Annotated in this window: 14 protein-coding genes; 4 read left to right on the top strand and 10 right to left on the bottom strand. The window is 60.2% G+C overall.

What is annotated here, in order from left to right; translation table 11 throughout:
- Nucleotides 1-59: 59 nt before the first annotated feature.
- The 5 genes from DTJ15_RS06230 to DTJ15_RS06210 all read right to left on the bottom strand — a co-directional run bounded on the left by DTJ15_RS06230 (nucleotide 60) and on the right by DTJ15_RS06210 (nucleotide 5,066).
- Nucleotides 60-1,262, bottom strand: a complete 1,203-nt coding sequence (locus tag DTJ15_RS06230; RefSeq protein ID WP_143539865.1) for a flagellar motor protein MotB — start codon at nucleotides 1,260-1,262, stop codon at nucleotides 60-62.
- A 63-nt stretch (nucleotides 1,263-1,325) separates the two neighbouring features.
- Nucleotides 1,326-2,108 (bottom strand): hypothetical protein, encoded by a 783-nt coding sequence (locus tag DTJ15_RS06225; RefSeq protein ID WP_227449683.1) that lies wholly within the window; start codon nucleotides 2,106-2,108, stop codon nucleotides 1,326-1,328.
- A 180-nt stretch (nucleotides 2,109-2,288) separates the two neighbouring features.
- Nucleotides 2,289-2,747, bottom strand: a complete 459-nt coding sequence (locus tag DTJ15_RS06220) for a hypothetical protein (protein ID WP_043558171.1) — start codon at nucleotides 2,745-2,747, stop codon at nucleotides 2,289-2,291.
- A 19-nt stretch (nucleotides 2,748-2,766) separates the two neighbouring features.
- Nucleotides 2,767-4,152, bottom strand: coding sequence for a flagellar protein export ATPase FliI (fliI, locus tag DTJ15_RS06215; RefSeq protein ID WP_052348932.1), 1,386 nt, complete (start codon nucleotides 4,150-4,152; stop codon nucleotides 2,767-2,769).
- Nucleotides 4,153-4,253: 101 nt separating this feature from the next.
- A complete protein-coding gene (locus tag DTJ15_RS06210) occupies nucleotides 4,254-5,066 on the bottom strand; it encodes a DUF1217 domain-containing protein (RefSeq protein WP_227449684.1) in 813 nt (270 codons plus the stop codon).
- A gap of 217 nt (nucleotides 5,067-5,283) precedes the next feature.
- Here DTJ15_RS06210 and DTJ15_RS06205 point away from each other — a divergent pair, with 217 nt between their 5' ends.
- Together DTJ15_RS06205 and DTJ15_RS06200 are read left to right on the top strand one after the other, a co-directional pair.
- Complete coding sequence (locus tag DTJ15_RS06205; RefSeq protein ID WP_043558168.1) at nucleotides 5,284-6,009, top strand: glycosyltransferase family 25 protein; 726 nt, start codon at nucleotides 5,284-5,286, stop codon at nucleotides 6,007-6,009.
- A 5-nt stretch (nucleotides 6,010-6,014) separates the two neighbouring features.
- Nucleotides 6,015-6,503, top strand: coding sequence for a hypothetical protein (locus DTJ15_RS06200; protein ID WP_086431294.1), 489 nt, complete (start codon nucleotides 6,015-6,017; stop codon nucleotides 6,501-6,503).
- A gap of 30 nt (nucleotides 6,504-6,533) precedes the next feature.
- On the opposite strand, the gene DTJ15_RS06195 is transcribed toward DTJ15_RS06200, so the two are convergent.
- Genes DTJ15_RS06195 through DTJ15_RS06185 form a run of 3 tightly spaced genes read right to left on the bottom strand, consistent with a single transcriptional unit; the run spans nucleotide 6,534 to nucleotide 8,556 of the window.
- Nucleotides 6,534-7,013 carry a hypothetical protein gene (locus tag DTJ15_RS06195; RefSeq protein ID WP_143539866.1) on the bottom strand — a complete coding sequence of 160 codons (480 nt, stop codon included), beginning with the start codon at nucleotides 7,011-7,013 and terminating at the stop codon, nucleotides 6,534-6,536.
- On the bottom strand, nucleotides 7,010-7,396 hold the full coding sequence (locus DTJ15_RS06190; RefSeq protein ID WP_081562786.1) for a rod-binding protein: 387 nt from the start codon (nucleotides 7,394-7,396) through the stop codon (nucleotides 7,010-7,012). Before DTJ15_RS06190 ends, DTJ15_RS06195 begins: the two co-directional genes overlap by 4 nt.
- Nucleotides 7,397-7,452: 56 nt before the next feature.
- The gene (locus DTJ15_RS06185; protein WP_052348903.1) at nucleotides 7,453-8,556 is read right to left on the bottom strand and encodes a flagellar basal body P-ring protein FlgI; all 1,104 of its coding nucleotides are present in this window, start codon (nucleotides 8,554-8,556) and stop codon (nucleotides 7,453-7,455) included.
- Between the two features lie 186 nt (nucleotides 8,557-8,742).
- On the opposite strand from DTJ15_RS06185, the gene DTJ15_RS06180 reads away from it, so the two are divergent.
- Nucleotides 8,743-9,795, top strand: a complete 1,053-nt coding sequence (locus DTJ15_RS06180; protein ID WP_103765246.1) for a transglycosylase SLT domain-containing protein — start codon at nucleotides 8,743-8,745, stop codon at nucleotides 9,793-9,795.
- 21 nt (nucleotides 9,796-9,816) lie between these two features.
- Here the strand turns inward: DTJ15_RS06180 and DTJ15_RS06175 are convergent, their stop codons facing one another.
- On the bottom strand, nucleotides 9,817-10,734 hold the full coding sequence (locus DTJ15_RS06175; RefSeq protein WP_249109664.1) for a glycosyltransferase family 2 protein: 918 nt from the start codon (nucleotides 10,732-10,734) through the stop codon (nucleotides 9,817-9,819).
- 3 nt (nucleotides 10,735-10,737) lie between these two features.
- Entirely contained in the window at nucleotides 10,738-12,369 is a 1,632-nt protein-coding gene (locus DTJ15_RS06170; protein WP_249109663.1) for a tetratricopeptide repeat protein, read from the bottom strand.
- Nucleotides 12,370-12,574: 205 nt separating this feature from the next.
- Here DTJ15_RS06170 and flhA point away from each other — a divergent pair, with 205 nt between their 5' ends.
- A complete protein-coding gene (gene flhA, locus DTJ15_RS06165) occupies nucleotides 12,575-14,776 on the top strand; it encodes a flagellar biosynthesis protein FlhA (RefSeq protein WP_081847639.1) in 2,202 nt (733 codons plus the stop codon).
- The last annotated feature ends 27 nt before the right edge of the window (nucleotides 14,777-14,803 follow it).

The raw sequence follows: 14,803 nt of genomic DNA, 5'->3' as shown, positions 1-14,803 counted from the left end.
CTATTGTTCCCCTCTCAAAACGGCTCTGACATCATGATCCATCATCTCTTCCTGCCTGTTCATCGTGCTGCCCCCTGCGGCGGGGCCTGCTGTGTACCGGCCTGAAAGGATGCCGGCAGCGGATGCAGACGATGGATGAGCAGAACAATCCGCCGGTTCTCCGGTGCCTCCGGGTGGGCGGGGTTAGCCAGACTGCGGTCCGCACGCCCTTCCACGCTCCTGATCCGCCGGTCTGGATAACCCGCCCGGACCAGAAGCTCCCTCACACGGTCGGCCCGCATCTCGGAGAGTGTCCAGTTGGACAGGCCATGTGGATTGACCTGCCGCAGATGGTACGGAACACCATCCGTCTCCCCGATGATGGAGATATCTTCCGGCAGGCTGCCAAGCCAGGAACCGATCTGCCCGAGCAGGGCCATGCCTTCCCTGTTGGGCATGGTCTCGCCATTGTCGAACATCGGCCTGTGGGCCGTATCCTGCACCTCGATGCGGATTTCATCCGCCCCCATCCTGAAGCCGAGATTATCCTTCAGCTCATTCAGTCCGGCCTGATGGGCCAGGCTGGCCTTCAGCCCTTCCACGGTCTGACGGAGATGGGCATCCTCCTGGGCGGCCTGATGCAGACCTGCCGCCACGCCTTCCGTACCAGCTTCATGGCTGCTCTCATGGTCGGCAGAAGCCCCGGTGGACTGAGCAGCAGAGGCTGGTCCCCCGGCACTGCCATCAGCAGCGGCATTGCCCTGGCCAACCTGGCCAACATTCTCTGCCGCCCCACTCTTCGGCCCTCCGAGAGGAATGATCTCGGGACGGCCGACACTGGCTTCATCCTCATCCGGACGGTCCGCCATACCGGGCGGAAGGATGCTGACGCCACTGGCGGTCAGGATACCCTCACTTGCCCGGCCGCCTCTTGAGCCCTGATCCTCTGGATGAGTCTCCGAGGAATCCGGCTTCGGCGGCGGCTCATGATCGGAATTGTGCACCGTACGCAGGGAGGAAGGTGCCGAAAGGGGCGAGGTTTCCAGCAGCGCCTGGTCTGATGTCGCCTTGCCCGTCCTGTCCGCCATCGGATTGAAGAACAGGGCAATGCCACGCTTCTGCTCATCCGTGGTGATGTTCAGCAGCCACATGAGCAGGAAGAATGCCATCATGGCTGTCATGAAGTCGGCATAAGCGACCTTCCAGGCACCGCCATGATGCCCTGCCTCCACAACCTCTTCCCGCTTGATGATGATGGGTCGGGCATTCTTCCGGTCAGCCATGGCAGCACCACCACGCCCCCGGGCCACCCATCACCGGCAGGCCACCAACGGTCCTGGCCATCATCAACGGCCCCTGTTATGGGCGATGCCCACACGTACGGACGGCATGCCGGAGAAAGACGCCGTGCCGGTGTGGGTCAACTCAATGGACGTATCCAGCCAGACCTCTCCACCAATCTCCCGCCAGCGTTTGCAGAACGTGTAATCTTCACTGAGATAGGTACCGCTCTCGGTATCCACGCTGCCCTCGAACAGGGCAAACCGTCGGCCATCCTCACCCTCGGGGGCATCAATGCGCCTGTATTCCAGCTCGGGATAGGCCTTGATCATGCGGCTGACCGCATGACGGCTGATCATCATGAATCCCGTCCCGGCATAGGCGGTCTGCAACAGCGGGCCACGTTCATAGGTCTCATGCATGGCCGCCGTCTCGCCCACATAACGCAAAGAGGCTGTCTGCTGGCGTTCCCCGGCAAGAATGTTGTGTTTTGTTTCTTCGTCCCAGAACCGCTCACGCAGTGGGTACATCCCGGCCACCACATCTTTCCCTGTTTCAAACAGACGTGTCGGGGCATTGGCGGGGAAGCTGATGTCAGCATCGACAAAAAGGATGTGCGAACAGTCTGACCGGAAATAGAAATTGGAAAGCAGTGTATTGCGTGCCCGTGTCACGAGGGCATCATCACCGACATGCATGACCGTCATGGGGATGCTCTGACCGCTGGAGGCATAACCGATGACGGACAGCATGTAGCCTGTCGTCACCATCCCGCCAAAGCAGGGCGTCGCCAGCATGATCTTGCCTGAAGGCGTGGTCCCCATCTGCATCGTTGCGATTCCCTCCATGAAGTATGCCCATGCGAAAAGGACATGAAAAAATAAGTTTAATCATGGAAATACCGCAGCGAATTGTTGAGTCTCAAGGATTTTATAAGGAATAATATTAAATGATTGCCAAAACCACGCCCATGTAATCCTGATGGAACCAGATGGAAGCCTTTTCGTCATGGGAAGGAAATGTTCTGTTTACAGTTCCAGCTCTTCCAACATCTTCTGATGCTGCGCCCGTTCATCAAGAGCCACCTGTTCCTGCTGTCGCAGCCTGTCTGCCTGCTCCAGCCTGTCTTGCCGCAGCAGGCCATCCGTCGCCTCCTGTGCACGCACGCAGTCCATCACCCGGCCACGGGCTGCAGTACTTACCGCCCTGGCATTGTCCAGCGCCTGTTCCAGACGGTCCATCTCTTCCTGTGCGATGGGCAGCCAGTACCGGTATCCGTTCCACAGGGTCAGGTCCTGCGCTTCTTCCTCCCGGGCCTGACTGACAAGAATCCGGTTCTCCTGCATCTGGGCCTTCAGCTCGCTTATGCTGTTCTCAAGGCGTTTTTCCTCGGCCAGACAGTGGGCCAGCTCTGTACGGGCCAAAGTCGTGTTACGCTTCTGGAGGGTAAGCAGAGATGTCAGGGCCTTGAGCCGTGCCGGTTTCATGACGTTCCCTCCTCACACGTCAGGCGGGGTGCGCTTCTACACGCTCACCCTGTGAGAGAAGCTCCCGCAGACCGGCAAAAGAGTCCTCAAGGGAGACACGCTCCGTCTTTTTCTGGATGAGGAATTCTTCCAGCTGCGGGCCAAGCTGTACGGCCAGATCGGCTTCCGGATCATTCCCAGCCTTGTAGGCGCCCAGCCGGACAAGGTCCCGCACCTCATCCCACTGGGACAGAAGACGCCGTGCCCGGACTGTCAGCTCATTTTCACTCTCGCTGTTGCAACCCGGTACGGAACGGGACAATGACCGCAGAACATTGATGGCCGGATACCGGCCCGATTCAGCAATGGAGCGTTCCAGCACCACATGACCATCAAGAATCCCCCGTACCGTGTCCGTCACCGGTTCGTTCTGGTCATCCCCTTCCACGAGAACGGAGAAGAAAGCCGTCATCTGGCCTGCCTGGCCCTGTTCATCCAATGCACCGGGGCCAGCACGCTCCAGCAGGCGAGGCAGAGTTGCAAACACGCTGGGCGGATAACCACGGGTAGCAGGCACCTCTCCGGCTGAAAGACCTATCTCCCGCAGGGCCTGACAGAAGCGGGTCACACTGTCCATCAACAGCAGGACGGACTTGCCCTGATTGCGGAAATGCTCCGCCACGGCCATGGCGCTATAGGCAGCCTCCCGCCGCATGAGGGCGGAACTGTCCGAAGTAGCGACAACAAGCACGGACTTGGCCAACCCCTCCGGCCCCAGGTCATCCTCCATGAACTCCCGGACTTCCCGGCCCCGTTCCCCCACAAGAGAAATGACCGTGACATCGCAGGCCGTCTCCCGGGCCAGCATCCCCATGAGCGTGGATTTGCCCACACCGGAGCCCGCAAAAAGCCCCAGGCGCTGCCCCTGCCGACAGGTCGTGAAGAGGTTCAGGGCCTTGATTCCCAGATCAATCCTTGCCCCCAGCCGGGCCCGTCCGGCGGCTTCCGGCGGGCGGGCATGACGCTGCTGCCGGGCTGCCGATGGCAGAAGAGGCCCTCTACCGTCCAGCGGCTGCCCCATCGGGTCCACAACACGGCCAATCCATGATTCATTGACCGCCAGCCCGCCAGACAGACCCTGCCGCCCCTGGCCGTGAAGCTCATGAAAGACCGGACAGCCGGCCCCGATTCCTTCTATGGATTCGTAGGTCATCGCCAGCGCCTGACCATGGCGGAAGGCAATGATTTCCGCCAGAATGTCCCGGCCATCCAGCGTCCTGATGCGTATCTGGTCCCCTACGGCCGTAAAGGATGCCAGACCATCCACCGTCACGCACAAGCCAGAGACATCCACCACATGCCCGGTCAGCTCCCCTATGGGGGCATCCTCCGCAGCGGGGCGGATGGTCCCTGTCAGGGTCTCCATGAGATCCCTCTGCCGGGCAAGCTGGACGGAGAGCATCACATGGCGTTCCCGCACGGCCCGGCACTGGGTTTCAATATCCGGCAGGGTGAGGGCTCCGGGCATCAGAAGAGACCGGAGGACGAAGTCCCGCCATCACCGCTACCCCCAAACAGGGCGAGGATGCCGTCTCCACCATCATCCCCACCAAAAAGATCGATCATGCTGGCCGGCTTGTCATCACTGTTATAGCTGGGGTGAATCTGCAACTGCGTCAGGTACCGTTCGGCATAGCGCTGGACATTCTCCGGCTGCGAGAAGGTCTTCATGTCAACCTTGTTGCTGATGATGCGCTTCTGCTGGTCGAAATCCAGAGCCCCGAACTGGTCCGGATCATACCCGCTGACAACCTCTGCCACACGCAGCAGGGTCGGGTCCGCCATGAGGTCATCCACCGTCTTGATCTTGCCGGACTGCATCCTCCGGGTGAAATAGAGCGCATCCCCCACGCCATTCTTCTGCTGGGCATCGCTTGTCTCATACTGGCGCTGCTCGTAGGCACTCACCGTCGATGCCATCATGTCTGAAGTAAAAGGTGTTGCACTGGCCGTGCCATGCCCCGCCCCCATGCTGGCGAAGGCATCAGCAAAGGCCAGCCAGCTGGCATTCCGGGAGGTCTGGGCCAGAGAAGAGGAGGAGGTGGGGTCCTGCGTCAGCAGGGCCTTTTCCACAGCCTGCTGCCCGCTGAGGGAACTGAGATTGTAGGCCTTCAGCACCACCTGATTGGCAGAGTAGTTGCTCATGAGCTGCTTGGCCGTGGTGATGGATGGCGCCTTGTCCTGGAAGTCCGACACCATGCGTTTGGCCGTATTGTCGCCCTTCACGCTGTCAGCTGCTGTCTGGACCTCATTTTTCTGGGCCATAAGAAACTGTGCCACGGGTGAAATGCCACCAAGTCCCATAAGCCGCCTCCTCCATAAAACCATAAGGCTGGCACGACATCTGCCAGCATCTGGCCTCACATTAAAACACGAATGATTAATGCAAGGATAAAATGATCATGTTTTAACCATAACAGATATGGCATGACCTGGAAACATGCCATATCTTCGCAACACGACATGAAACAGGCCTGTCATGACAAGAAGGATATTCATGAAACATTACGTCATCAGCCTCGCCCGAACACCAGACCGGCTTGAGAGGTTCCGGCGGGTCAACCGGCATGGCCCTGACATCACTCATGCGCCCGGCATTGATGGCAAAACGCTGGACAAACAGGATGCCATACAGGCCGGCCTTCTGGCACAGGACTGCCACTTCACGGCCGGAGCCATTGGCTCGGGGCTGACCCATGTTGCCCTGTGGGGAACAGTCGCCCAGAGCGGAGAGCCTGCCAACATCTTTGAAGATGACGCTTTTCTCTGCCAGAATTTTGAACAGAAGAGCCAGCAGATCATCCAGCAGCTGCCGGAAGACTGGGAGATCATCCTGTGGGGACAGAATTCGGATGCCCCTCTCCATTATGAGGTTCTGCCGGGGCAGACAGACTGTTTCGCCTATTTCAACCAGGATGATGTTCGCTGCGGCATTGAGGAATTCCGGCACCAGACGGTCGAGACACTTCCTTTCCGCCTGAAGCAGGCCTTTGGCATCTGTGGTTACGCCCTGTCTCCCCGTGGGGCCGTCTCCCTCATGAAACGCTGCCTGCCCATGACCACACTGCCCATCAATTACCCCTCACTGGGCAACAGGACCCTGATGAGCACCAGTGTCGACCATCTCATGAACCGCCATTATGCCGACATGAAGGCCTATTGCTGTGTGCCGCCCCTGGTTCTGACGGACAATCAGACAGCCAAAAGCCTGAACCGGGAGTGACAACCATGGCCCTGACCATCCCCTCACCCTCTGCCATGGCGAGACATGCCTGCACGGCCCTGCTCGGCCTGGCTCTGGCTGGCTGCGTACGACCGGCCGCCCCCTATCTGGAGAAAGGCAGCCTGCTCAGCCATGCCGGATTTGTCGCCCACCCGGCCAACACGACCGCCCGTTTTGCCCTCATGAATAGCCTGCCACCCGGTAGCCTGACCTACCGCATGGCCCCGAGCGGGCAGCGCATCTACCTCTATGCTGACCCACTGGCCTGTGGCTGTGTGTATATGGGGGATGAAACCGCCTATGGCACCCTTCAGGCCCACATGCAGGCCATCATGCAGCGCAAACACGCCCATCATCCACCGCAGGACCCGCCCCTGCCCGCCATGACGGCTGAAAATTACCGGGATACAACCTCATGGGACTGGACCGTCTGGAGCCCGGCCGCAGACCCGGACAACAACCAGCCACGCCACATGATCGGCGGATACTGGTAAAAGAGACGCAACGGGCCTTTGGCCCGTTGCTCAGGCCCGGTCATTCAGTGAAAGTGACCCGCAGGACGTATCAGATCCCACCTCGCCCGTCCGGCCATAGCCATGACGGTTGGCCTCCACCGCACTTTCAATGAGCAGCTTCATCACGGCCTCCTGCGTGACAAGAGCCTGCTGCAACAGCTCCCCATTCTGGGCAGCAATTTCAGTAAAACGCCTCTGCACCTGCCGAAAGGCAGGAGAAAGATTCTCCACCCGTACATCATGCTTCCGTGCCCTGGCCACAAGGGCTGTCAGCTCTTCCATGGTCGCTGTCTTTTCAGGCAGAAGTGCTGCAGCAGCTGACACGTCATTATCCTGAAGAAAGCGGTTTTCCTGCGCCATGATGTCCGCGGCCCGGGCAAAACTGCCCATCAGATGGGGCAGGAAAGAGCCGTCCAGTTCATCCTCGTCCCGTCTGGAAAAATGCCCGGCAAGCCGACGTGCGGCTTTGCCAAGCCTCTGCAATGTCACGGTCTGTATCCTCCTGTCCTGTTGCTGGGATGTATGCTGCTGGCCTGGGCGGCCTGCTCCTGCATGGCCTTCATCCGGCCATAAACCTGATGGGCAATCCCTATCCCCCCGCTACGGGCAACCTCCTTGCCCAGTTCCAGCACCTGCATGGAGCGGAACTGCTTCTCGGCATTGCCTCCCCCAAAGGGCGCTGCGGAATTGTCCACCGTATCGAACATGGGCTGAAGCATTTCTCCCAGCGCCATGGCCTCAAAATCCCGGGCCGTTTTACGGACCCTGTTTTCATCCTGCGGAGACATGGGATGGCTCCGGTCTGCCTGCTTTCCGGCGGACGGGGCCGCCACATGCGCAGACGCCGCATGTGAGACTGACGAAATACTCATGAACCGGTATTTTCTCCTGTAAACGACAGACAGTCAGACTGGATTCATCCCTGCGATCAGCGCACTTCCAGCTCAGCCTGCAAGGCACCGTCCGCCTTGATGGCCTGGAGAATACTGATCATGTCTCTGGGGCCAACCCCAAGGGCATTCAGGCCCGTTACAAGATTGGCCAGGGAGGGGCCATCAGAAAGAATGCCCATCCTGTGTTCACGATCGGTCGTGGCATTGATCTGCGTCCTGGGCACGACAGCAGTCTGCCCTGCACCAAAGGCGTTGGGCTGGACAACTTCAGGGCTGTTGGTCACCTGCACGGTCAGGTTCCCCTGGGCAATGGCCACCGTGGTGATACGGACATTATCCCCGATGACGATGGTCCCAGCGGCTTCATCCACGATGACCTTGGCCATCGTGTCCGGCGTGACGGTCAGATCCCCGATCTCATACAGGGCCTCGGAGACGTTGCGCCCTGCCAGGTTGACGGCCACCGTCCTGGGATCATCCACCCGGGCTGTCCCCCGGCCCATGTGCCGGTTGATGACATCGGCAATGCGAACCGCCGTCGTGTAATTCGAATTCTTGAGAGACAGATGGATCACCCCACCAGCCCCCAGCAGAACGGGCACTTCCCGCTCCACCACGGCACCATTGGCGATGTGCCCACTGGTTGGCACATTACGGGTGGCGACGGCCCCCGGCCCTCTGGCCGTGAAGGCGTTCGTCACCAGCGACCCCTGCGCCACGGCATAAACCTCACCATCTGCAGCCTGAAGAGGCGTCACGATCAGCGTACCACCTGTCAGGCTCTGGGCATCACCCACGGCAGAAACCGTTACGTCAATCCGGCTGCCACCATGCGAGAACGGCGGCAGACTGGCTGTCACCATGACAGCGGCCGTGTTGTGTGTCTGCAGCTGGATGGCCTTGTCCCGGATATTGACACCAAGACGGTTGAGCATGCCGACCAGGGTTTCACGGGTAAAAAGCGTATTGGTCAGCCGGTCCCCGGTGCCGTTCAGACCGACAACAAGCCCATAACCGACGAGCTGGTTGTCCCGGATTCCTTCATAATCCACAATATCCTTGATACGGACCGCAGAGGCATGGGCTGAGCCACCCGAAAACATGCCAGACAGCACGCATCCGAAGATCGCCAGCATCATACAGCGACAGGCAGGCCGAATCCCATCCAGACTTCGGGACAGCCAGGCGCAACAGCTCTTCAAAAACATCAAGCATAGTCTCCTACGCTCCAACTTAACCTTATATATGGATTATACAAGGAAAATTATTTAATGGTATTCCTTGGTTACCCTGAAAGTCCGTCAAAAGAAAGCCTTGAGAGACCCATGACCTCCATCTTTCAGCATGACAAACCCGGGCGCTGGCTCCACCTCGCCCTCTGGCGGGTCCCGGGGCTTCTTCTGGGCATGTTCCTGACCCCGCCTGCCATGGCCCAGATTTCACTCCCCCCCATGGACCCCACCCAGTCCCGCCTCTGCCGCACTGCCACGGAGCAGGTAGAACGGGCCCTGCGACTGCCGGATGGTTTCCTTTCGGCCATCAGCCGGGTGGAAACAGGCCGCCCGGATGGCAATGGCACCCTCACCCCATGGCCATGGAGCATCAATGTTGCCGGGACAGGTCACTATTATGCCTCACGCCAGGAAGCGGTAGAGGCTGTAAAAGCCTTCCAGCAGCGGGGCATACAGTCCATTGATGTCGGCTGCCTTCAGGTCAATCTCCTCCACCATCCAACAGCCTTCCCCTCTCTGGATACAGCCTTCGACCCCTACAGCAATGCCCGCTATGCTGGCCTGTTTCTCCAGAAAATGAAGGACCAGACCGGCAGCTGGCCACGGGCCGCTGCTGCTTATCATTCACAGACAGGCACCCTGGGCACGACCTACCTGCAACAGGTTCTCCAGCAATGGGCCACACCGCTGGACACGCCTCTGCCACACCCCCCTCTTTCCACATCGCCACATCCCGCTGTGGCGGCTGTCATGACTGGCGATCATTCTGGCGCTGGTCAGAACCACCCGGTGCAGACGACCAGGCCGTACCGGCCCTTCGTCATCAGGCCGGCATCAGCCTCCCCATCAGGAACCGGCATAACCCACGCCACTACAGGGCCCGCCAGTTTTCTGGCCGCTCTCCGCCATCAGGAAACAACACGCCCCCTGCCCCCTGTGGCGCAGCCTGCTGCTGCGGCCACACCGGGACAGGCTCCCTCACAGGGGCATCGTCCTTTCCGTCCCTTCCGGGGTTATTTCCGCCCTGCCATGCCCCCACCACCGCACCAGCGAATGAAAAGCTCACAGAATGGCCGGAGTCTTGCCGCCTACCGGGCCATGCCCGTCCACGCTGCCAGCAATGTCCCTTACGCCACGGCCTACTGACCATTCCGACAGGAGTGGCCCTCAGCGTCTGATATGACCAAGCAGCTCCACCATCACCTGTGACAGGCTGGCAAAGCCCTCCTGAAGCTGTGCCACCTGCCGGGACAGCTGCCCAAGCTGGGAACGCCCCAGATGATTCCCCTGGATGAAACCGGCCTGCATCTGTCTCAGGCGGTCTCCCCCCTGCATGGCCTTCCGGATGATGTCGTTCTTGTAGGCCAGCACGTAATCATGGGTCACCTCATGCTGGCTGGCATCATTGGCATCACCGGTCGCAAGACGGTGATGGTATGAACAGAGGAACTCTTCCAGAATCCCGACCTCACCCGCCATCATGACACGCAGGAAGAGATCGTGGTCCTCGACGTAATCCAGCCGCGTTTCCACTCCACCCGCCACCGCCAGGGCCGCCCGGCGGAACAGGAAGGTGATCGGCATGATGACATACATGTGGGAGAGATACAGGCCGTAATCCACCAGCGAGCCACTCTTGCGGCCAAACTGGTCCGTCTTCCTGTCCGTGATGATCCGTCCATCCTCGATACGTTCATACACGTCATAATTGCTGGTCGTGACACCAGCATAGAAACCCGTCCCGTCCCGCTCCAGAAAGGCAACCGTCTCTGCCAGGAAAGAAGGCTCCAGCGTGTCATCATCATCATGGATGAGAATATAAGGCTCGTCGGACACGGCCAAGGCAAGGGCCAGTGCCTTGCTGCGTCCGACAGACCGGGGCAGGTCCACGCAGGAAAGGCGCTCCCCCCATGATGGGCCACACTCTGCAACGCAGGCCCGCAGGGCGGCCATGTCTCCCCCGTCATTGATGATATGGATACGGAAGTCCTGAAAGCTCTGCGCCCTCAGTGTTTCCAGAGCCCGACGCAGAAAAACGGGACGGTTTTTCGTGCGCAGCAGGATGGCTACCTTATAAGATGACATGGCTCAGCCCTCCGCAATCCGCCGTCTCAGGGAGACGGCCACGTCCTTCAGAACAGGGGCAAGAGACAGCTCCTGCGCCCGGAAAATACGCATGGTCGGGTACCACGGGGTGCGGTCACCTTCATCACCCCACCGCCAGCAGGCATCCCATCGACTGACCAGCCAGACTTCCCGGCCCAGTGCCCCAGCCAGATGCAGCGGGGCCGTATCAACGGAAATGACAAGGTCCAGACTTTCCATCAGGGCAGCCGTATCCGCCATGTCCTGCACGTGTCCCATCAGATCATGCACGACCGCTCCCTGCCCCTCCACTGGCTCCAGCTCTCCCCGCCGGTCGCCATACTGAAGGCTGAACAGATCAGCCTCCACCGGCCCGAGGGCCTCCGTCATCTCCGCAAAGCTGCTGGAACGCCGCCTGTCTGCAGCCACATCCTGTGCGCTGGACCGAGAATCCCCTGCCCAGACGAGCCCTACACGCAGGCGCCGCCCGGCAGGACTGCGCCCCCCTGCCCGGCCACCCTGTGCCACGGCCTGCTCCACAAGTCGGGCAAAATGCTCCCGCCGCCGCACCGGAACTTCCAGATAGGGACTGAAAGCCGGAATATCAGCCACGTGCCTGAGATGACAGAGATAGGGAAGGTCCGGTATCGGGCAGGAAAAATCATACTCTGCCACACGCTCCGGATGGTCCAGAAGCTCCGTGATAAGGCAGACCTGCACCATGGGGTAGCTTTCCCTCAGCAGCCGGGCCAACGATGGCAGAACGGCCAGCGTGACCCGCCCTGCCCGGCGGACGATCTCCGGCAGGAAGCGGATGAACTGGATCGTATCGCCAAGCCCCTGCTCCTGATAGAAAAGAAGGTGGCGCCCTTCCAGCGGAACATCGTTCGTCAGTCTGGGCAGGTCCTGATAGAACCAGCAGTTCAGGCTCGGAATACGGGGCACACGCCTTACATAGCGGGCAAAGCCCTCCTCATACTCACCGGCTTTCAACAGGGCGATGGCATAGCCGAAGGAAACAGCCTCATGCCGGGAGGACAGCTCCATTCCCCGGCGATAATAGGCCAGGGCATCCCGGGAGCGGTTCAGCCGTCCCAGAGCGCAACCCATGTTGTTGTACAGCGAGACGGAGGGCGGTCCATCCGCAAGCCAGGCCAACAGCACCTGCTCAGCCTGATCCGCCAGCCCCGCCTCCAGCAGGGCCATTGAGAGATGCTCCCCGACAAGCACCCGATGTTCTGGCAGAGTCCGGGCAACATCCATGAAGAGGGCCATGGCCTCTTCCCGTTCGCCCGCCACCATGAGCGCCCCTGCCAGAAAAATCTTCACCTCGCCCCGCATGGAGGCCATGGCGGGTTCCGCCTCCGGCATCAAAAGCAGAGCCTTGCGGAAGACGGCAATCACCACCTCATGCCGGGGGGTGAAACGGACAAGAAAAAGGCCCGCCGCAAGAATGAGCGCCACATCCTGCGTCCCCTGGGCAATCTGTATGGCCAGACCGACAGCCTGGTCTCCCTCACCACGGGCAACAAGCTGCTGGCAGCAGGCTGTCACTTCCTGCGGGGTCAGTGCAGTCTGACCAGCCTCATGACTGCCATCTTCCACCCTGCCATGCTGCTCTGCTCCTGCCATCATGCTGCCTTTCTTCATGCCTTGAACCATCAATGACCTGACAGGTCATGTTCATGGCAAAACAACATGTCCCCATAAACCTTGATGGGCAAGACTTTAATGGCTAAATTGCAAACTCATAGATAACAGGCCTTAATAAACCTTGTTGCCACCTTCCCTACCCGTCACCCAAGCCGGGGAAGGCAGCACATCATCAGTCAGGATGACAATGCCCGCTCCTTCTTCTTCCCCGCAACGGTCAGGTTCTCCCGCCCCCAAGGCGGCTCCCGGTGCAGGGGGAGCTGGCGGACTGGGCGGAAGGCTGGGCACGCTGATACGGAACCCGGCAGACCTCTTCACACCCAACGGAGCGGCCTCCCGTCTTGCCGCCCGCCTGCCCGGCACCGACATCCTGCTGGCGCTGGGCGTGATCCTGCTCATCTCCATCCTCATCGTACCGCTCCCCACGCTGATCCTGGATGTCGGGCTTTCACTGTCCATCACCTCATCCGTGCTGATCCTCATGGTGGCGCTGTTTCTGGAACGGCCTCTGGACTTCACGTCTTTCCCCACATTGCTGCTGCTGACGACCATGTTCCGTCTCTCGTTGGAAGTGGCGACAACACGGCTCATCCTCAGCCATGGCAATGAAGGTGCCTATGCAGCCGGGCATGTTGTCGCCTCCTTTGGCGGCTTTCTCATGGGCAATGATGTGGTGATCGGCGGGATCGTCTTCTGCATCCTGCTGGTGGTGAACTTCATGGTCATCACCAAGGGGTCGGGCCGCATTGCGGAGGTCTCGGCCCGCTTCTTCCTCGATGCCATGCCCGGCAAACAGATGGCCATTGATGCCGACCTCGCCTCAGGGGCCATCAATGAGCGTGGTGCCCGCTCCAAACGCAAGGAACTGGAAGAGGAAAGCTCCTTCTACGGAGCCATGGATGGTGCTGCCAAATTTGTCCGCAATGATGCCATTGCCGGAATCCTCATCACCGCCATCAACATTCTGGGCGGTCTGACCATCGGCGTGCTGCGCCATGGCATGCCCATCAGTGAGGCGGCACAGACCTTCACCACCCTGACCATCGGTGATGGTCTCGTCTCCCAGATTCCCGCCCTGCTGGTCTCGCTGGCCGCCGGTATCGTCGTCACGAAGGGCGGTACGGATGGCTCGGCGGACGTAACACTTTTCCGCCAGCTGGCGGGCAATGCCAAGCCGCTGGCCATTGCGGCCACCCTGTCAGCCCTGTTTGCCGTCATGCCCGGCCTGCCGGCTTTCCCCTTCCTCATGATTGCCGCCGTGGCCGGGATCGGGGCGTGGATCCGCTACAGGACTCCCCGGCAGGATGAAGGTGAGGAAGCCCTCACCCAGCCCGCCGCTCCCACCACGCAACCCATTTCCGACCTTCTGAAAATCGACCTCCTGCGGCTGGAAATCGGTTATGGCCTGCTCCCGCTGGCCAGCGGGGACAATGCACAGATCACCAAACAGATCAAGGCCCTGCGCCGCAAGATGGCAGCGGACATGGGCTTCATTACGCCATCCGTGCGGATTCAGGACAACATCCAGCTGCCGACGGACCGTTACGTCATCAAGCTCAAGGAAATCGACATTGCCTCGGGTGAGGTCAGGCCCAACCACCTACTGGCCATATGCCCGTCCCACAAGAATGGGCAGGCCCCCCTGCCGGGTGAGAAGACAACCGAACCCTCCTTCAACCTGCCTGCCATATGGATTGATCCCGACCTGAAGAAACAGGCCACAGACCAGGGATACACAGTGGTGGACCCGGTCACTGTCATCATCACCCACCTGACGGAATCCATCAGCCAGAATCTGGGCGATCTGCTGACCTATGCCGCCACGCAGTCCCTGCTGGATGATCTGCCGCAGGAAGAGCAGAAGCTCGTCAACGACCTCATCCCCTCACAGGTGTCCCTCAGCACGGTCCAGCGTGTTCTCCAGTCCCTGTTGCAGGAGCGCATCTCCATCCGTGACCTGCCCACCATTCTTGAAAGCATACAGGAAGGCCACGCCCTGGCCGCCAAGGGCATCAAGGCCCTGACAGCCCATGTCCGCATCCGCCTCGCCCGACAGATATGCAACAGCTATGTCGGGCCCTCTGGCTGCATTTCCATGATCACCCTCTCTGCAGACTGGGAGAGCAACATCCTCAACAACACGGTCGGACAGGGGGATGACCGCACGCTGGCCATGCCCCCAGCCATGCTGGACCGCTTCGTCACGGCCCTGCGCCGTGCCTTCGACCAGACAGCCACACTGGGGGAAATGCCCGTCATTGTCACGACCTCCGCCACACGGGATTCCGTGCGTATGATCGTGGACCGAATCCGCCCTTCGGTTGCCGTCATGGCACAGGCGGAAATCTATCCCCGGACCCGCATCCGTACCGTCGCCACAGTGAACTGACTGGCCCCGACAGACTGAAACCCCTCC

This window comes from Parasaccharibacter sp. TMW 2.1891, from assembly GCF_023337675.1.
GTDB classification, from domain to species: Bacteria; Pseudomonadota; Alphaproteobacteria; order Acetobacterales; family Acetobacteraceae; genus Bombella; species Bombella apis.
This window is presented reverse-complemented; position numbering and strand designations above follow the sequence as displayed.